Genomic DNA, 16,872 nt, shown 5'->3' on the forward strand with positions numbered 1-16,872 from the left:
GATATAACGGGCTTGACCGTAATTGGCAGGAGGGTGCCGTGACAAGATGTCGGGATGGGACCGACGCGGATCATGGCGGTGCGGCACGGGGAGAGCGAGGCCAACCTCGCGCACCGGGAGGCCGGGTCGGCGCCCCTGGTCTACGAGCGCGGGGACGACGAGGTCACGCTGACGGACCTGGGCCGGGCGCAGGCCGCCGCGTTCGGACGGTCGCTGGCGGGCCTGCCCGCCGCCGAGACCCCCGAGGTGGTGTGGTGCTCGCCCTACCTGCGGGCGCTCGACACGTGGCGGGTGGCCCTGCGGGCGTGGGGCGCCGGCCCGCTCCCGCTCACCGTGGACGGGCGGCTCAGGGACCAGGAGGCGGGCGCGTTCGCGCGCTACAACCTGGCCGCGATCAAAGAGCGCTTCCCCGAGGAGATGGCGCGGCGGGAGGCCGAGGGCGCCTACGCCTTCCGGCCGCCCGGCGGCGAGTCGCTGGCCGACGTCGTGGTGCGGCTCCGTGATCTCCTCGCCGACCTGCGCGAACACGCGGCCGGGCGGCGGGTGCTGATCGTCGCCCACGACTCGGTGGTGCTGGGCCTGCGCCACGTCCTGGCGGGCGGCCCGGACGCGGACCTGGCCGCCGTCCTGGAGTTCGCGCCGGTGCTGAACGCCTCCGTCTCCGTGTGGGACGCCTCCGGGCTCGTCCGGTTCAACGACGTCGGCCACCTCTAGCCGGTCTCGGCGGCGTCGCCCGTCTCCGGTCGGTCTCGACGGCTCCCGCCACCTCTAGCCGGTCTCCGATCAGCCGGTCTCGGCGGCGTCGCCCGTCCCTGGCCGGTCCGGCCCGGTCTCGACGATCAGGTCGGCCCGGTCGCGCGTCCGGTCCTCGGCGAACCACTTCTCCTCGGCCGCGAACCACTCCAGCCACCGCGGCTCCAGCTCGGCCCCGTCCCGCTCCATGACCCGCGCGATGCGCAGCGCCCGCGGCGCGTCCATCCAGACGGTGAAGGCCAGCAGGCGGGCGATCGAGGCGCGGGCCGTGCCGACGCCCTCGATGACCAGGACCGGCGCGACCGGGACCGCCACGTGCTCGGCGTACTCGCCGCGCACCCAGTCGTACCTGCGGAAACCCCCGGGCTCGCCGTCCCGGAGCCGGACCAGCACCTGCGACTCCAGCGCGTGGAACCAGCCGCCGGGCCCCTCCTCCCACGGCACGGGGAAGTCGTCGCTGTGGATCACCTGGCAGCCGAGCGCCGCCCCCAGCCGCCCCGCGAACGTCGTCTTGCCCGCCCCCGCCGGCCCGTCCACGGCCACCAGCCGGACGGGGCCGCACGAGGGGCGCAGGGTCATGATGCGATCGGCCAGGTGGTTCACCGGACCCAGGGTAGAAGACGTGGTGTGGGCTACTGAGAGAATGTTCTTTCGCCCCGAATGCAAGCAGGAGGTTGATCTTGCTCGGACCCCTCGGTGATATCGTCGTGCTCGATCTGTCCAGGGCCCTGGCCGGGCCGCACGCGGCGCAGATGCTGGGTGACCTGGGCGCTCGGGTGATCAAGGTGGAGCATCCGGACGGGGGTGACGAGTCGCGCGGGTGGGGACCGCCGTTCGTCGGACCGGATCACGAAATTTCGACTTATTTCCTGGCGGCCAACCGCAACAAGCAGTCCATCGCCGTCGACCTCAAATCCGCCGACGGCAAGCGGCTCATCGAGCGCCTCGTCCGCCAGAGCGACGTCCTGATCGAGAACTTCCGCACCGGCGTGCTCGACCGCCTGGGCTTCTCCGTCGAGCGCCTCCACGAGCTCAACCCCCGCCTGGTCATCCTGTCGATCACCGGCTTCGGCCACGACGGCCCGGAGGGCGGACGGCCCGGCTACGACCAGATCGCCCAGGGCGAGGCCGGCCTGATGTCGCTGACCGGGCCGTCGCCCGACGAGCCCTACCGCGTCGGCGCCTCCATCGCCGACCTGCTCGCCGGCATCCACGGCGCGTACGGCGTCACCGGCGCCCTCTACGAGCGCGAGCGCACCGGCAAGGGCCGCGTCGTACGCACCTCGCTGCTGGCCGCGATCACCGGCGTCCACGCCTACCACGGCACCGCCTGGACGGTCGGCGGCAAGGTGCCGGCGGCCGGCGGCAACCACCACGCCTCCATCGCCCCCTACGGCGCCTTCCGCTGCGCCGACGGCATGCTGCAGATCGCCGCGGCCAACGACGGCCAGTGGAAGAAGGTCGCCACGCTCCTCGGTATCGACCCCGACGCCGCGAAGTACGCCACCAACAGGGACAGGTTCGCGCACCGGGACGAGCTGATCGCGGACATGGAGAAGGCCCTGGCGGCCCACGACCGCGCCCACTGGCTGGCCAGGCTGGGCGAGGAGGGCGTGCCCGCGGGCGCGATCAGGACGCTCGACGAGGTCTACGCCTGGGACCAGACCCGCTCGCAGGGGCTGGTCGTCGAGGTGGAGCACCCGGTGCTGGGCACGATCGAGCTGCCCGGGCCGCCGCTGCGCTTCGACGGTCTCGAGGGGTTCGAGCACACCGCGCCACCCGCCCTCGGCCAGGACGGCGACGCCGTGCTCGCCTGGCTCGAAGAGCGTGAACGATGATCCGCATTTCGCGGCACCGGACGATCGTTGCGATGGATCCGCAGCGAAAGCGAGGACATCCATCGCAACTCGCCGAGCGGAGCTCGGCCAGGAACAATTCGTGCGTCAACATTGCAAGGCTGGCCGACATTTAGGGAGCGATAGTGAGCCGTCCGGACGCGCGCACACTGATCGAAACGATCCTCGACCGGGGGTCGTGGAAGTCGTGGGACGCGCCGCCCGCGGACCCCGCGCCGCCCGGCTCCCCCTACGCCGACGAGCTGGCCGCGGCCCGCGCCAAGTCCGGCTACGACGAGTCCGTCATCACCGGCGAAGGGCTGCTCGGCGGCCGCAGGGTGGCCGTGGTGGCGTGCGAGTTCTCGTTCATGGCGGGCTCGATCGGGGTGGCGGCTGCCGAGCGGTTCACGGCCGCCGTCGAGCGGGCCACCCGCGAGCGGCTGCCGGTGCTGGCCGCGCCCGCGTCGGGCGGCACGCGGATGCAGGAGGGCGCGCTCGCGTTCGTCCAGATGGTGAAGATCACCACCGCGATCCAGCTGCACCGGAGCGAGGGCCTGCCCTACCTGGTCTACCTGCGGCACCCGACGACGGGCGGGGTGTTCGCGTCGTGGGGGTCGCTCGGGCATGTCACGGCGGCCGAGCCGGGTGCGCTGATCGGGTTCATGGGGCCGCGGGTGTTCGAGTCGCTGCACGGCTACCCGTTCCCCGAAGGCGTGCAGGTTGCCGAGAACCTCCACCGCAAGGGCCTGATCGACGCGGTGGTCGCGGCCGAGGAGGCGCGGGAGATCGCGATCAGGGCGCTCGGCGTGCTCGCCGACGACAGGTCGCGGGTGGAGGCGGGCACTCCTCCGGAGGAGGACCTGCGGCCCGTGGAGGCGTGGGAGGCGATCACCCGCTCGCGCCGCGACGACCGGCCCGGCGTGCGTACGCTGCTCAAGCTCGCCGCCACCGACGTGACCCCGCTCAGCGGCAGCGGGGAGGGTGAGAACGAGCCGGGGCTGCTGCTCGCGCTGGCCAGGTTCGGCACGGCGCCGGCGGTGGTGCTCGGCCAGGACCGGCGGGTCCAGCGGACCAACTCGCCCCTCGGCCCGGCCGGGCTCAGGGTGGCCCGGCGGGGCATGCGGCTGGCGGCCGAGCTGGGCCTGCCCCTGATCACCGTCGTCGACACGGCGGGCGCCGACCTGTCGAAGGCGGCCGAGGAGGGCGGGCTGGCCGCCGAGATCGCCCGCTGCCTGGCCGAGCTGGTCATGCTCGACGCGCCGACCGTGTGCCTGCTGCTCGGCGAGGGGGCGGGCGGGGCGGCGCTGGCGCTGCTGCCCGCCGACCGGGTGCTCTGCGCCCAGCACGCCTGGCTGTCGCCGCTGCCGCCGGAGGGCGCCTCGGCCATCCTCTACCGCTCGGTGGACTTCGCGCCCGAGATCGCCCAGGCCCAGCACATCCGCGCCACCGACCTGCGCCGCGACGGCATCGTGGACCGGGTCGTCCCGGAGGTGCCGGACGCCGCGTACGAGCCGCGGCAGTTCTGCGAGCGGGTGGGGCGGGCGCTGGAGTACGAGATCGCGAACCTGCTGGAGCTGAGCCCGGCGGACCGTTTCGCGGCCCGCCGGGCCCGCTACCGCAACCTCGGCTAGGAAGCAGCGCTTCGCTGCTTGGGCAGCTCGTACCTCCACAGCTCCTTGCCGCCGGCGTCGTAGCCCGTGAGGGCGACGGTCTCGCCGCCCTTGGGGGCTCCCTTGGGAACCGGGGCCGCGAACAGCGTCACGTTCTGCCCCCACGCGTCCGGGACGGCCTCGGCCGTCGCGGTGGCCCCGCCCTTCATGCGCAGCTCCACCTTGACCGTGCCCGCGGGCGCGTAGCCGTACCAGGCCTTTTCATTGCTGATCCATTGGACTGGTCGCGCGGCGTCGAGCACATCGCTCAGCCGCGCGCCGGGCAGCGGCCCGGGCAGCGGCGCGGCCTCGCCGTTCTCCCAGAAGGCCATGCAGCCCGGCACGAGGAGAGCCGTGATGCCCGCCGGCAGGGTCTGGCGGGCGGCCTCGGACCTCTCTGCCCGCTTCGTGCAGCTCTTGCTGTATTTCGGGACCTGCTGGTCCGGCTTGCCCTTCGCCTTCATGACGAAGCCCCCGACCTCGGTGCCGCGCGGGACGCTGACGTGCCAGACCGGGTACGGGGCGCCCGTGTCGCGCAGGAACGAGGCGCGCACCCGTCGCCCGTCGTAGAGCACCGCTTCGACGGACTCCCAGTCCGCGAGGGCCGGGCCGAAGTAGATGTCGGCGCCGGGGTCCGGCAGGTAGGTGGTCACCTCCTGGAAGGAGCGGGAGTTCCGCGGGAAGTCGACGAGACAGCTGCTCATACCCCTGTTGCTCGGCGCGGGGCCGCCGGTGAAGCAGAACTCGTTGGCTTCATCGGACCTCTTGGGGAACCAGACGCGTACCGGGCGGCCGGAGCCTTCGGTGCCCGGGAGGGTCATCACCTTACCGGCGACCTTGTCGGTCACGTCCGGCGCCGTCATGGCCGGTTCCTCGTTACTCCAGACCTGCTTGCCCGACGCGTCGTAGGCGGTGACGCGGCGACTTTCGGCCGGGTCGTCGGACGGGCTCATGGCGGCGAACACCGTGACGCCCAGGTTCCAGGGATCAGGCCTGGTCACGACGCTCGCCGTGCTCCCGCCGCCGAACGAGACCTCGATCCTGGCCACGTCCTTGCGGGCGAGGCCGATGATCATGTCCCGCCGACCGCTGACGGTCACCGCATGGTCTGTCGCCGGGGGCATCTGCGAGAGTTCGGCGCCGTGACGCGACCAATTCAGCCGCGTCCCCTCCTTCGTCCGGTACGGCTGGACGAAGATGCCCTGGGACAGCTCCATGGGGGCGCTCATGGGCTGCCCGTCCGGCAGGAACAGGCCGTCGCGGGACCACCACCCGAGGCCCTGGCCGTCGACGTCCGAGATCCGGATCTTGGACATGGGCTCCTGAGCCGGATACGTCACGGTCCACAGCCGGTACGGCGCACCGTCCAGGCTCCGCACTGTGCCCTGGAACTCCTGCCCGCCCTTCGTGACACCGGCCACCGCGCCCACGTCCTCGCGTGCCAGCCCCCAGTCCATCGCGGTCGCCGCGCCGTCCCGCAGCGTGCTGCCCACGTACCAGGCGTCCACGTCCTCCCACGCGACGGCGTCGGTGCAGGCTCCGTACGGCTCGCCGGCGGCCCGCTCGACGATGTAGCAGACCTCGGGATAGCCCAGCTTCCCTCTGGCGAACCAGATCCGCAGCGGCTTGCCCTCGGAGGGGTTGTCGACGGACGCCTCCTTGCCGAGGGGCGTGCGCTCCTTCATGAGCTGCTGGTAGATCCCGGTCGGGTCGATCGCGGTGTTCCTGCCCAGGCCCCCGTTGAGCAGCACAGGAACGAACACCGTCAGCAGCGCCACCGGCAGCGCGGCCAGCAGCCACCGGGCCGATCGGCGCCGCGGCCGGCGCTCCATGATGCGCGCCCAGGCGTGCGGGTCGGGCTCGTAGCTCCGGGCGCGGGCGTCGAACGCGGCTCGAAGGCGCTCTTCCAGGTCGTTCACGCGTCCTCCTCCTTCAGAGCCTTGCCCAGGGCCGCCAGGGCCCGGCTCGCGTGCGTCTTCACCGATCCGGGCGAGACGCCCATGGCGTCGGCGATCTCGCGTTCCGACAGGTCCAGCCAGTAGCGCAGGACGAGCGCCTCGCGCTGGCGGCGCGGCAGCCGGTCCACGGCGGCCAGCAGCTCGCGGTGCTCCTCGGAGGCGAGCACGGCGTGCTCGCTGCTGCGCGCCGGTTCGGGAGGGTCGGGGCGGCGCAGTCGTACGAGGCTGAGGTGGCGCAGGCGGTTGCGCGTCAGGTTGCAGACGGTGGAGCGCAGGTAGGCCAGGGCGGCCCCGTCGTCGCGCAACCGCCTTGTGTGCAGCCGGGCGAACGCCTCCTGGGCGATGTCCTCAGGGTCGTCCGCGCCGAGCAGCCCGGCCAGGCGTACCAGAGAGTGGTACTGGGCCGCGAACAGCTCGGCGAACGACGGCTGCGTCGTGGTCGCTGTTTCGGTCACCTCATAGAGACACCCGGAACGGTGGCAGGTTGACTAGGGGACCGGAATCCGTTCGACGCGGATCGAGAAGACCTCCTCGCGGGGCACCACGACCTCGTAGGCGCCGTGGTCGACCAGCCAGTAGCCCAGCGCCTCCGCCTTCATGCCGCTGTGCCCCGTGTAGGCGATGTGCAGCCCGTCGTCGTCCTCGTCGATCACGATGCACGGCTCGCCGCCGAACGCCCCCACCGTGCGGATCAGCACGAGCCACTCCACCTGCGACCTGGCCACCACCCTGCGCCAGTAGCCCGACGCGGGATCGAACCCGTCCAGCTCGACCTCGCTGAACAGCACCACCTGGTCGTTGTCGGGGCCCAGGGCGGCGGGCAGCGTGCGGCCGTCGAAGCGTGCCACGAAGCCGGACGCGACCGGCATGATCTCGTCGTCGCTCACGCGCCCTCCTTCGTCGGTCGCCTGAGCGAGAGTCGGCTGTGTTCGATGGGTCGCTCGCTACGCGCGCTCATGCGGCGGGCCGCCAAGTCAGGCCGTCGTACTCGGCGAAGGGCCGCTCGCCGTCGGCGGTGACGTGGACGATCTTCGTCCCGGCCGGGATCGGCATCGGAACGGTGTGGAACTGCGGCACCACGTGATCCGACGATGTGGTGAAACCGTTGCCGGCGAACGGCGGCGCGTCGCTCCAGTCGCCACCCATGTGGGGCCCGTACGGCACCGCGTACGTGTCGACGTCGCGCGCGTACCAGCGCATCACGTAGAGCTCGGGCACCTCGCCGAACAGCTCCGACCCGTCGAAGGACAGGTCGAGCCCGTGGTAGAGCGACTCAGGCGTGGTCAGCCTGACGCAGTCCTGCACGCGGTAGACGTAACCCGAGATCACCGTGCGTTTGCCCGACAGATATGGCACGAGCAGACGCGGCGGGACAACCTTCTGCATCTGCGTTCCGCTCACGGTACTACTTTACGATCGGTTGAACCTCAGAGAACCCGGTGTTGGAGGCACGGCAGGGTCGCCCTGGCGGCTGTTGTCCATTCGTGATCCACCCGCACGGTCTGCACGCCGGGCGCGGTGCCCAGATCGGCGCGGATCACGCCCAGGGGATCGACCAGCATGCTGCGGCCCACCCCGTAGCCGTCGGACGACTCGGCCGGGTTGGGCGCCTGGCCGACGGCGGCCGTCCACATCGTGTTCTCCAGCGCCCGGGCCCTGACCAGGGTGACCCAGTGGTCCTCCTTGAGCGGCCCGGAGCCCCACGCGGCGATCACCGCGAACAGCTCGGCGCCCTTGTCCACGAGCGCCCTGGCCAGCTCGGGGAAACGCACGTCGTAGCAGGTGACGAGGCCGACCTTGAGCCCCGCGAGCTCCACCACGGTCGGCTCCGCGCCGGGCGCGACCAGGTCGGACTCCTTCGCGCCGAACGAGTCGAACAGGTGGATCTTCCGGTACGCCGCCCGCACCGCGCCCTGCGCGTCGATGGCCACGGCCGTGTTGTGCACGCGGTCGTCGCCCGGCTCGAAGACCCCGGCGATCACCGCCAGCCCGTGCTTCCTGGCCGCCTCCGCCAGGCCCGACACGAACGGCCCGTCCAGCGGCTCGGCCAGGTCCGTGATCCGCCGCCCGTAGCGGGTGAGCGTGGCCTCGGGGAAGATCGCCAGGTCGGCCCCCTCGGCCCTGGCGAGCGCCTCCCGGGCACGTTTCAGGTTCGTGGCCGGGTCAGGAGACACCGGGATCTGGCAGAGGGCGATTTCGGTCACGGCCCGACTCTAACCGGTTGGGTACCACTCGAAACCAGGTCAGGCACCGCCAGATCCACTCAAGAGGCCCGTACCTGAACCTGGCCTGCCACCACCTGCTGAACAGCACCTGCGCCGCCACGGTCACCGCCGCCAGCGCCACCACCGACCAGCGCGTCGGGTCTGTGTCCAGCAGCGGGGTGGCCAGGACGATCACGACGGTGCCGCTGACGTAGTTGGTCAGCGCCATCCTGCCCAGCGGCTCCAGCACCGCCGACAACCACGGCCGCAGCGCCAGCAGCCCCAGCGAGTACGCCGCCGCGCCCGCCAGCGCCGCCGTGCTGTAGAGGATCCACCCGCCCTGGCTCGCCCAGGCGGCCGTCAGCAGCGCGCCGGCCAGCGCGGTGACCGCGAACGAGGGCAGCAGCAGCGACCTGGACGGGCTCAGCCGCCACAGCCCCATGCCGATCAGGAACAGGCCGGGGATCAGCCACGCCCCGCCGCCCACCTGGAGCCCCCACACCAGCACCGCCACCCCGAGCACCAGCACCGGCAGGCCGCCGGCCAGGAACGAGGCCGGCAGCAGCACCGCCGCGCCGTAGACGGCGTAGTAGGTCAGCACCTCGCCGTCGTAGAACGTGTGCTGGACCAGCCCGAGGCAGAACAGCCAGAACAGCCGGCTCAGCAGCGCCCAGCGGCTGTTTCCGCGCAGGAACAGCATGAAGCTGATGCCGAACAGCAGCGAGAAGATCGGGTAGAACCGGCTCTGGAACAGCGCCTCGATGACCCAGTCGACGCCGTTGCGCGGGTCCTTGGCGGTGTGCTGCCAGGTGTTGACCAGCATGATGCCGCCCACCGCGAAACCGCGGAGGGCGTCGAGCTCACGGATGCGCGTCACAGGAACCAGGCCAACCACCATACGAGGAATCCGGCGCCGACGGCGGCCGCCGCGATCTGCGGCCAGCGCCGGTCGCGCAGCAGCGCGGCGGCGGTCAGCGCGGCCGAGGCGGCGGCGATCCAGGTGTAGACGACGGCCGTGCCGGGCACGCCGACGGCGAGCGCGGTCTCGTTCCGGGTGACCAGGGCGTACACGGACTGCCCGACCAGCCCGGCGAAGGCCACGCCGGCCAGCCCGCCGAACGCCGCCAGCGCCCGGCCCCTCAGCGCGCCCGCGACCAGCTGGATCAGGCAGACGAGGGCGAACAGCGCGAAGGGCGCGGCCAGCCAGGGCGACTTCGAGATCTGGTACGGGGCGGCGGTCACGTGCAGGTCGCCCGGCTGCCCGGCGGCGTCGTCGACGCACGGCGAGGCCGCGCCGCCGGCCGGTGCGTCGAGGAACTCCACGATCTTGCGGCGGCCGCAGGGGCTGGTCAGGAAGACGGCGTGGGAGGCGCGGGGGAACTCCTCGAAGCGGGCGCCGGGGAGGGCCTCGGCCGCGGGCCTGGTGGTCCTGGTGGGGGTGGTGGGGTCGTACTGGCCGCCCACCACGTACACGGGGGCCTTGGTGGTGGCGTTGACGGGCTTGGACTTGGGGAGCTGCCACGCATCACACACCGCCTTGTCCCCATTTACGGTGAAAAGTCGGGATTTGGGGGTGTATGTGTTGAACGGGACCTCGTCCTGACACTGCACCGCGTGATACAGCCCGAACTCGTGCGACACCAGCCCTTCGCCCACCGCGTCGGCCAGCGCCCGCAGCAGCTCGTCGTGGCCCTTCGCGAGCGCGCCGACCATGGCGGGCGCGACCGCCGCGAAGTCCGCCTCGTGCAGCGCCTCCGCCATGATCGTGGCCACATCGTCGCCGCTGATCCGCGCCTCGAACGCCTTGCCGAGCAGCGGGTCGGTCGTCGCCACCTGCGCGGGCGTGGCGTTCAGGCGGGCCGTCATGGCCTCGAACGCGTCCTTCATGTTCAGCCGCGCCGCCGTGTCGGCCAGATTGCGGTCGGCGTCGTCGTACCAGTTGACGCTCTCCGGCAGGTACGAGTCCAGCACCACCGAACGCACGCCCTTGGGGTCCGCGGCGGCCACGTCCATCATGACCCTGGTGGAGTAGCTGACGCCGAACAGGTTCCAGGAGTCGTACCCGAGCTTCTCCCGTAACGCGACCACGTCGGCCGCGATCTCCTTCGTGTTGTATCCGCGCAGGTCGACACCCTGCTCCTGGAGCCTCTTGCGGCAGCGGACGGCCGCCGCGCCGACGTCGGCGGGGGGCCGCCTGAGCTGCCCGAGCAGCGCCTCGGCCGTCTCGGGGCACCCCAGGACCGGCTCGGAGTACTTGCTGCCGCGCTGCTCGATCGTCACCACGTCGCGATCGGGGAACATCTGGCTCAGGAACCCCGTCAGCTGCATGGACGCCGACCCCGGGCCCCCGCTCATGTACACCACGGGGTCGGGCCTGCGGTCCTTGGCGGTGGAGGCGTGGACCGCGTACCCCACCTTGATCTTCCGCTCCGGCGCGTCCCTGCGCTCGGGGACCTCGAGAAAACCGCACGTCGTACGGGGTGGCATGGCGACCGGGCAGGCGCTCGGGCCGACGTCCGACGGGGTCATGGCAGGGGGCGTCATTAAAGCGAGGGCTAGCACGACCCGAATGATCACGGGTCGAGACTACCGACAAGGCGCGGCGAACCGCCCATGCCCTTCGCGACATCAGGGGGCGGAATGATGAGCGGCTTTCCCGCCGGGCATAGCCTAAGTGCCGTGACCGAACCACTTGTTGCCAGGATGCGCGCCTTCGGCACGACGATTTTCGCGGAGATGAGCGCACTCGCCGCCGAGACCGGATCCATCAACCTCGGCCAGGGCTTCCCCGACACCGACGGGCCCGCGGCCATGCTCGACCGCGCGGTCCAGGCGATCACCTCGGGCGCCAACCAGTACCCGCCGGGTCCGGGGGTCCTGGAGCTACGCCGGGCGATCTCGGAACACCGCTCCGCCCACTACGACCTCTCCTACGATCCGGCGGGCGAGATCCTGGTTACGGTGGGGGCCACCGAGGCCATCGCGTCGGCCGTGCTCGCCCTCTGCGAACCGGGGGACGAGGTGATCGCCTTCGAGCCGTACTACGACTCGTACGCGGCCTCGATCGCGCTCGCCCAGGCCCGCCTGGTCGCCGTCACGATGCGCCCGGTGGACGGGCGCTTCACGTTCGACCCCGACGAGCTGCGCGCCGCCGTCACCCCGCGCACCCGCGTCATCCTCGTCAACTCACCGCACAACCCCACCGGCACCGTCTTCACCCGCGCCGAGCTCGAGGTCATCGCCGAGCTCTGCCAGGAGCGCGGGCTGATCGCGGTGACCGACGAGGTGTACGAGCACCTGACGTTCGACGGGGTCGAGCACATCCCGCTGGCCACGCTGCCCGGCATGCGCGAGCGCACGGTGATGATCTCGTCCGCGGGCAAGACGTTCTCGGTCACCGGCTGGAAGACCGGCTGGATCTGCGCCCCTCCCGCCCTGGTCACGGCGGTGCAGACGGTCAAGCAGTTCCTCACGTTCACGTCGAGCGCGCCGTGGCAGATGGCGGTGGCGTACGGGCTGCGGCACGAGCTCGAGTGGGTGTCCGCGCTGCGCGCCGGCCTCCAGGACAAGCGCGACCGCCTCATGGAGGGTCTCGCGGCCGCCGGCTTCTCCGTCCTGCGGCCCTCCGGCACGTACTTCGTCCAGACCGACATCCGCCCCCTGGGCTTCGCCGACGGCCTCGAACTCACCCGCCGCCTCCCGGACCTGGCCGGCGTGGTGGCCATCCCGACCCAGGTCTTCTACGACCACGCTGACCGGGGGCGGCACTTCGTCCGGTTCGCGTTCTGCAAGAAGGACGAGGTCATCGACGAGGCCGTGACCCGCCTCAAACGCCTCTCCACCTAACGGGAGTCATCGGGTCGGTGGCGAGGGGCGGAGGCCGTCGAAGACGATGGCGAGGGTCCTCGTCCGCAGGCCCTCGTCCCACCCGTTGTGCTGCGCCGCCAGACACGTGGCGCTCAACAGCGCCAGCAACTCCGCCATCCCCACATCCCCCCGAACCGCCCCGGCGCCCTGCGCCCGCACCAGCAGCGTCTCGATGGCCCCCCGGATGTCCGGCATCCCGGCCTTGGCGTCGATCCCCGCCGCCGCCAGGGCGTCCACGAGCACCTTCTTGACGGTCGAATCCTCCACGATCATCGTGAAGTACTCGAAGAACGCCTCCCCGGCGTCCGGGGCCGTGGCCAGCTCGTCGGCCAGCGCGGCCAGCCGCGCCATCCGGTCGACGACGATCGCCTGGTAGAGGTCCTCCTTGGCGGGGAACTGGCGGTAGATCGTCCCCACCCCTACTCCGGCCAGCGAGGCGATCTCGCGCATCGACGCGGACAGCCCGTCCCTGGCCAGCACCACTTCGGCGGCCTCCAGCACCCGGGCGCGATTGCGTCGCGCGTCCGCACGCATCACAGAGAGCCCCTTCCTCGTTGACAACCGGAACCGTTGTTCCGTATGGTCAACATCCGGAACAACCATTCCGATTCTAGGGGGAATCCCTTGGACTACCTGAATCTCGGCCGTTCCGGCCTGCGCGTCTCCAGGGCCTGCCTGGGCACCATGAACTTCGGCACCGAGTACGGCCTGGCCGCCAGTGACGAGGCCGAGGCGGGCCGGATCATCGACGCGTTCCTCGACGCGGGCGGCAACTTCATCGACACCGCCGACCTGTACCACCGGGGCGAGACCGAGGAGATCGTCGGCCGTGCGCTGAAGGGCAGGCGCGAGTGGGTCGTGCTGGCCACCAAGGGCGCCATGCCGGTGGGTACGGAAGGGCGCGGCCTGTCGCGGCGCCACCTCACCAGAGCCCTCGACGCCAGCCTGCGCCGGCTCGGCACCGACTATGTGGACCTCTACCAGTGCCACCAGTGGGACCCGGCGACGCCGATCGAGGAGACGATGGCCACGCTGGACGGGTTCGTCAGGGCGGGCAAGGTCCGCTACCTCGGCTGCTCCAACTTCACCGCGACCCAGCTCGTCGAGTCGCAGTGGGCCGCCGCCCGCGTGGGCGGCACGCCGTTCGTGAGCCTGCAGCCGCAGTACTCGCTCATCCAGCGGGTGATCGAGGCGGAGATCCTGCCGGCGTGCGAGCGGCACGGGATCGGCGCCGTCGTGTACGGGACGCTCGGCGGCGGCGTGCTGACCGGCCGCTACCGGCACGGCGAGGCCCCCGACCCCGACAGCCGCATGGGCAGGCTGCTCGGCCACTCCCTCCCCGGCGCGAACCGTTGGGCCCGATCGCTGCTCAACGACCGCAATCTGGACATCGCCGACGAACTCGTCAAGGTCGCGGCCGAACTCGGCGCCGCACCGGCAGCGGTGGCCCTGGCCTGGGTGGCGCGGCGGCCCGGGGTGACCTCGGTGCTGATCGGCCCGCGATCGGTGGAGCAGCTGCGGGAGAACCTGGCGGCGTTCGACCTCGACCTCCCGGACGGGGCGGCGGCCCGGCTGGACGAGATCTCCCACCACGACCTCGGCCCCATGGACGGCTCGTTCTTCCACCTCGTCCCCCGCTGATCCAGCCGCGCCCGCACCTGAGCAAACGGAGAGTAGTGAATGGTGAACTGATCGTGCTGGTATCGTCGTGATACCGCCCTCGACCTACGATGGGTGGCATGGCTATGACCCTTCGCCTGACCGACGATCAGACCGAGGCCCTCCGCAAGCGCGCCGAGTTCGAGGGGCGGAGCATGCAGCAGGTCGTTCTGGCCGCCGTCGACGAGTATCTGGCGCGGCACGCTGCGGACGAAGAGGTTCGGCGGCTCGGCGCGAAGTCCAGGGAGCGCTGGCGGTCAGTGCTTGATCGGCTCGGCGAATGACCCGCTATCTCACCTTGGAGCAGGTCCTCGCGCTCGCGGAAGCGGAGCTCGGCGGCGCTCTCGCGGTCAGAGACCTCGGCCTCCTCTCCTCGGCTGTGCATCGGCCGAGTTCCGCCATGTTCGGCCAGGAGGCCTATCCCGACCTGATCACGAAAGCCGCCGCGCTCCTGCACTCGCTCGCGATCAATCATCCGCTCATCGACGGCAACAAACGGTTGTCCTGGCTGGTGACGGACGTCTTCCTGCGGTTCAACGGAGTTGCGCTCGACACTGACGACGACTCCGCCTATGACCTGGTCGTCGCCGTCGCGGCCGGCAAGCTCACCGAGGTCGATGAGATCGCCGACGTCCTGCGTACGTTCACGATCCGGCCCTGACCGACAGCCTGCCCCGGGTCAGCGGCGGCTGGTCTCGTCGCGGGGCTCGTCCAACGGGGTGAGTGTGTCCGTGGCCGCCTCGTGCTCCATCCCGGTCGCCTGCAGCAGGTCCACGACCACCGAACGCAGCTGCGCGATGATCACGTGCGCCGAGAAGCCGAGCCCGTCGGGCCGCTCCCGCGCCGCCACCGCCAGCAGCGCCTGGCGCGCCAGCGTCGGCTCGCGGCCGGCGCCGAGCTCCAGCTGCAGCAGCAGCGCCGCCTCCGAGACCTCGCGCAGGGCCTCCGCCAGGGCGGTGGGCGGCGGGCTGGCCTCCCCGAGCGAGGCGAGGGTACGCCTGCTCAGCACCCGGGCGTTCCGCAGCGCCAGATCCACCGGCACGGCGGCGGTCTCGTAGCGCGCCAGCCTGGCCTTCCGGTGCCAGTGCAGCGGCGAGAGCATCGTGATCTCCTTGGCGGTCTCCAGCGCGTGCTCGAACTCCTCCACCGCCTCCTGCGTGTTCCGCGCCTCCTCCAGCGCCTCCGCCGCCAGCTCCACGTCCCGCTTCTCGATCGCCTCCGCCGCTCGTTCCAGCACCGTGGACAGCGCGTCGAGCACCCCGGACAGGTGCTTGGCCGCGATCGTGAACGGGCTGGCGGGCAGCAGCGCGACCGCCATGACCCCGACGATGCCCCCGGTGAGCGCGTCGGCCATCCGGTCCAGCCCGCCGGCCCCGTCGCCGGGCACCAGGGTGGCCACCAGCACGGCCGACGACCCGGCCTGCGCGACGAACAGCGCCCCGCTGTTCAGTAGCACCGCGACGGCCATCGCCAGCGCCACCACGAGCGCGAGCTGCCAGGCGCCCGAGCCGATCCAGGACACCAGCAGGTCGCCGATGCCCACCCCGAGGCTGACGCCGATCACCAGCTCGGCCACCCTGCGCAGCCGCTGCCCCAGCCCGACGCCCACGCAGATCAGCACCGAGATCGGCGCGAAGAACGGGCGGGGGTGGCCGAGCAGCTCCATGGCGATGATCCAGGCCAGTGCGGCGCCCACCGCGCACTGCGCGATGGAGGGGGCCATGAGGCCGAACGTGCCCAGTCGTTCCTTCACATGATCGCTGAGCCTGGTTCGCACCCCTCTACCTTAAGGCGGATCTCTATGACATTGAGGTCACGTTTGCCCCAGCTACGTCCTTTTCGTCGGGCGTTGTGGGGATTTTTCGGAGCTTGGGGGATCGCTCTCCGCGCCGGGGTCGGGCGAGTCGGTCGATCGGTCGTCGGGGTGGACGTCCAGCGGCGGCAGGGTCGCGACCGCCTCGTCCCGATCGATGCCGGTCGCCTGGAGGAGGTCCACGACGATGGACCTGAGCTGGGCGGTCATCACGTCCGCCGAGAAGCCCCACCGCTCCGCGCCCTGCCGCGAGGCCACCGACAGGATCGCCCGGCGCGCCCTTTCCGGCGAGCGACCGGCGGCGAGGTCGTCCCGCAGCATGAGCGTGGCGTCGGCCAGTTCGCGCAGCTCGCCCGGCAGCCGGGGCGGGAGGGCGCCGGGGCCGTCGAGTGCCACGATGGCCCGCCTGGCCAGCACTCTGGCGTTTCTGAGCGCGTGATCGAGTGGCACGGCCGCCTGCTCGTACCCGTCCAGGTAGGGGCGGCGGTGGCGGTGGAGCGGCGAGATGGTGGCGATCTCCTTGCTCGTCTCCAGCGCCTGCCTGAACTCCTCCACGTTCTTGTGGCTGCCGCGCGCCTCCTCCAGCGCGTCGGAGGCCACGCGCGCGTCGCGGTTCTCGATGGCCTCGGCGATCTGCCGCAACGCGTCGGCCAGCGCGCCGAACGTCCCCTTCGCGTGCCTCCTCGCCAGCGCCGCCGGGCTGGTGGGCAGCAGGGCGACGGCCGCGAGCCCCATGAGCCCGCCGACCAGGGCGTCGACCATCCTGTCGAACCCGCCGCTGCCGCTCGGCGGCAGGAGCGTGGCGACCAGCACGGCCGACGAGCCCGCCTGGAGGACGATCAGCGAACCGCTGTCGAGCAGCACCGCCACGGCCATGGCCAGCGCCACCACCAGCGCGATCTGCCAGGCGCCCGAACCGATCCGCGACACCAGCAGGTCGCCGACGCCGACGCCGAGGGTGACCCCGACGACCAGCTCCACCACCCGCCGCAGCCGCTGGCCCAGCGCCACGCCGATGCAGACCACGACGGCGATGGGCGCGAAGAACGGGCGGCTGTGGCCCAGCAGATTCTTGGCCACGAGCCAGGCGATCGCGGCTCCGATCGCGCACTGGCCGATCGTGGGGGCCATCAG

The 16,872-nt window shown here is 71.6% G+C and carries 18 protein-coding genes; 7 read left to right on the top strand and 11 right to left on the bottom strand.

The genetic code is table 11. The features are described 5' to 3' along the window. Nucleotides 1-54 precede the first annotated feature (54 nt). The gene (locus tag ACIHFD_RS02540) at nt 55-714 is read left to right on the top strand and encodes a histidine phosphatase family protein (RefSeq protein ID WP_397365238.1); all 660 of its coding nucleotides are present in this window, start codon (nt 55-57) and stop codon (nt 712-714) included. 69 nt (nt 715-783) lie between these two features. Here ACIHFD_RS02540 and ACIHFD_RS02545 read toward each other — a convergent pair whose 3' ends face one another. Next, nucleotides 784-1,356, bottom strand: coding sequence for a uridine kinase (locus tag ACIHFD_RS02545; protein WP_397365239.1), 573 nt, complete (start codon nt 1,354-1,356; stop codon nt 784-786). Nucleotides 1,357-1,433: 77 nt separating this feature from the next. On the opposite strand from ACIHFD_RS02545, the gene ACIHFD_RS02550 reads away from it, so the two are divergent. Together ACIHFD_RS02550 and ACIHFD_RS02555 are read left to right on the top strand one after the other, a co-directional pair. After that, nucleotides 1,434-2,591 (top strand): CoA transferase, encoded by a 1,158-nt coding sequence (locus tag ACIHFD_RS02550; protein WP_355194669.1) that lies wholly within the window; start codon nt 1,434-1,436, stop codon nt 2,589-2,591. A gap of 143 nt (nt 2,592-2,734) precedes the next feature. Beyond that, nucleotides 2,735-4,219: a carboxyl transferase domain-containing protein gene (locus ACIHFD_RS02555; RefSeq protein ID WP_397365240.1), complete on the top strand. Its 1,485-nt coding sequence runs from the start codon at nt 2,735-2,737 to the stop codon at nt 4,217-4,219. Here the strand turns inward: ACIHFD_RS02555 and ACIHFD_RS02560 are convergent. From ACIHFD_RS02560 to ACIHFD_RS02590, 7 genes are all read right to left on the bottom strand, one after another. Next, the gene (locus tag ACIHFD_RS02560; protein ID WP_397365241.1) at nt 4,216-6,156 is read right to left on the bottom strand and encodes a hypothetical protein; all 1,941 of its coding nucleotides are present in this window, start codon (nt 6,154-6,156) and stop codon (nt 4,216-4,218) included. The two genes, ACIHFD_RS02555 and ACIHFD_RS02560, sit on opposite strands and share 4 nt — an antisense overlap. Then, nucleotides 6,153-6,650: a SigE family RNA polymerase sigma factor gene (locus ACIHFD_RS02565; RefSeq protein WP_397365242.1), complete on the bottom strand. Its 498-nt coding sequence runs from the start codon at nt 6,648-6,650 to the stop codon at nt 6,153-6,155. Before ACIHFD_RS02565 ends, ACIHFD_RS02560 begins: the two co-directional genes overlap by 4 nt. A gap of 33 nt (nt 6,651-6,683) precedes the next feature. Beyond that, nucleotides 6,684-7,082 carry a hypothetical protein gene (locus ACIHFD_RS02570; RefSeq protein WP_350722531.1) on the bottom strand — a complete coding sequence of 133 codons (399 nt, stop codon included), beginning with the start codon at nt 7,080-7,082 and terminating at the stop codon, nt 6,684-6,686. 67 nt (nt 7,083-7,149) lie between these two features. Next, nucleotides 7,150-7,596, bottom strand: a complete 447-nt coding sequence (locus tag ACIHFD_RS02575) for a hypothetical protein (protein WP_397365243.1) — start codon at nt 7,594-7,596, stop codon at nt 7,150-7,152. A gap of 26 nt (nt 7,597-7,622) precedes the next feature. After that, nucleotides 7,623-8,399 (bottom strand): carbon-nitrogen hydrolase family protein, encoded by a 777-nt coding sequence (locus tag ACIHFD_RS02580; RefSeq protein WP_355194677.1) that lies wholly within the window; start codon nt 8,397-8,399, stop codon nt 7,623-7,625. Beyond that, nucleotides 8,359-9,276, bottom strand: a complete 918-nt coding sequence (locus ACIHFD_RS02585) for a DUF418 domain-containing protein (RefSeq protein WP_397365244.1) — start codon at nt 9,274-9,276, stop codon at nt 8,359-8,361. Before ACIHFD_RS02585 ends, ACIHFD_RS02580 begins: the two co-directional genes overlap by 41 nt. Continuing rightward, on the bottom strand, nt 9,273-10,928 hold the full coding sequence (locus ACIHFD_RS02590) for an alpha/beta fold hydrolase (RefSeq protein WP_397365245.1): 1,656 nt from the start codon (nt 10,926-10,928) through the stop codon (nt 9,273-9,275). Before ACIHFD_RS02590 ends, ACIHFD_RS02585 begins: the two co-directional genes overlap by 4 nt. Before the next feature lie 150 nt (nt 10,929-11,078). On the opposite strand from ACIHFD_RS02590, the gene ACIHFD_RS02595 reads away from it, so the two are divergent. Beyond that, entirely contained in the window at nt 11,079-12,245 is a 1,167-nt protein-coding gene (locus tag ACIHFD_RS02595; protein ID WP_397365246.1) for a pyridoxal phosphate-dependent aminotransferase, read from the top strand. A 6-nt stretch (nt 12,246-12,251) separates the two neighbouring features. Here the strand turns inward: ACIHFD_RS02595 and ACIHFD_RS02600 are convergent, their stop codons facing one another. Then, entirely contained in the window at nt 12,252-12,800 is a 549-nt protein-coding gene (locus ACIHFD_RS02600; protein ID WP_350723220.1) for a helix-turn-helix domain-containing protein, read from the bottom strand. A 90-nt stretch (nt 12,801-12,890) separates the two neighbouring features. Between ACIHFD_RS02600 and ACIHFD_RS02605 the strand changes: the two genes are divergently transcribed. From ACIHFD_RS02605 to ACIHFD_RS02615, 3 genes are all read left to right on the top strand, one after another. After that, nucleotides 12,891-13,907 carry an aldo/keto reductase gene (locus tag ACIHFD_RS02605; protein ID WP_397365247.1) on the top strand — a complete coding sequence of 339 codons (1,017 nt, stop codon included), beginning with the start codon at nt 12,891-12,893 and terminating at the stop codon, nt 13,905-13,907. Nucleotides 13,908-14,005: 98 nt separating this feature from the next. After that, a complete protein-coding gene (locus tag ACIHFD_RS02610; protein WP_397365248.1) occupies nt 14,006-14,209 on the top strand; it encodes a CopG family transcriptional regulator in 204 nt (67 codons plus the stop codon). Continuing rightward, nucleotides 14,206-14,586 (top strand): type II toxin-antitoxin system death-on-curing family toxin, encoded by a 381-nt coding sequence (locus tag ACIHFD_RS02615; RefSeq protein WP_397365249.1) that lies wholly within the window; start codon nt 14,206-14,208, stop codon nt 14,584-14,586. The genes ACIHFD_RS02610 and ACIHFD_RS02615 overlap by 4 nt, the downstream gene beginning before the upstream one ends. 18 nt (nt 14,587-14,604) lie before the next feature. Here ACIHFD_RS02615 and ACIHFD_RS02620 read toward each other — a convergent pair whose 3' ends face one another. Further along, entirely contained in the window at nt 14,605-15,702 is a 1,098-nt protein-coding gene (locus tag ACIHFD_RS02620; RefSeq protein WP_350722511.1) for an FUSC family protein, read from the bottom strand. Nucleotides 15,703-15,753: 51 nt separating this feature from the next. Beyond that, nucleotides 15,754-16,869, bottom strand: coding sequence for an aromatic acid exporter family protein (locus ACIHFD_RS02625; protein WP_397365250.1), 1,116 nt, complete (start codon nt 16,867-16,869; stop codon nt 15,754-15,756). Between the last annotated feature and the right edge of the window lie 3 nt (nt 16,870-16,872).

The sequence above is a fragment of the Nonomuraea sp. NPDC051941 genome, assembly GCF_044593615.1.

Excerpts from the sequence above, each read along its gene's own strand:
- ACIHFD_RS02625 (WP_397365250.1), bottom strand. The coding sequence starts at position 16,869 with ATGGCCCCCACGATCGGCCAGTGCGCGATCGGAGCCGCGATCGCCTGG.
- ACIHFD_RS02600 (WP_350723220.1), bottom strand. The coding sequence starts at position 12,800 with ATGCGTGCGGACGCGCGACGCAATCGCGCCCGGGTGCTGGAGGCCGCC.
- ACIHFD_RS02590 (WP_397365245.1), bottom strand. The coding sequence starts at position 10,928 with ATGACCCCGTCGGACGTCGGCCCGAGCGCCTGCCCGGTCGCCATGCCA.
- ACIHFD_RS02615 (WP_397365249.1), top strand. The coding sequence starts at position 14,206 with ATGACCCGCTATCTCACCTTGGAGCAGGTCCTCGCGCTCGCGGAAGCG.
- ACIHFD_RS02610 (WP_397365248.1), top strand. The coding sequence starts at position 14,006 with ATGGCTATGACCCTTCGCCTGACCGACGATCAGACCGAGGCCCTCCGC.
- ACIHFD_RS02540 (WP_397365238.1), top strand. The coding sequence starts at position 55 with ATGGGACCGACGCGGATCATGGCGGTGCGGCACGGGGAGAGCGAGGCC.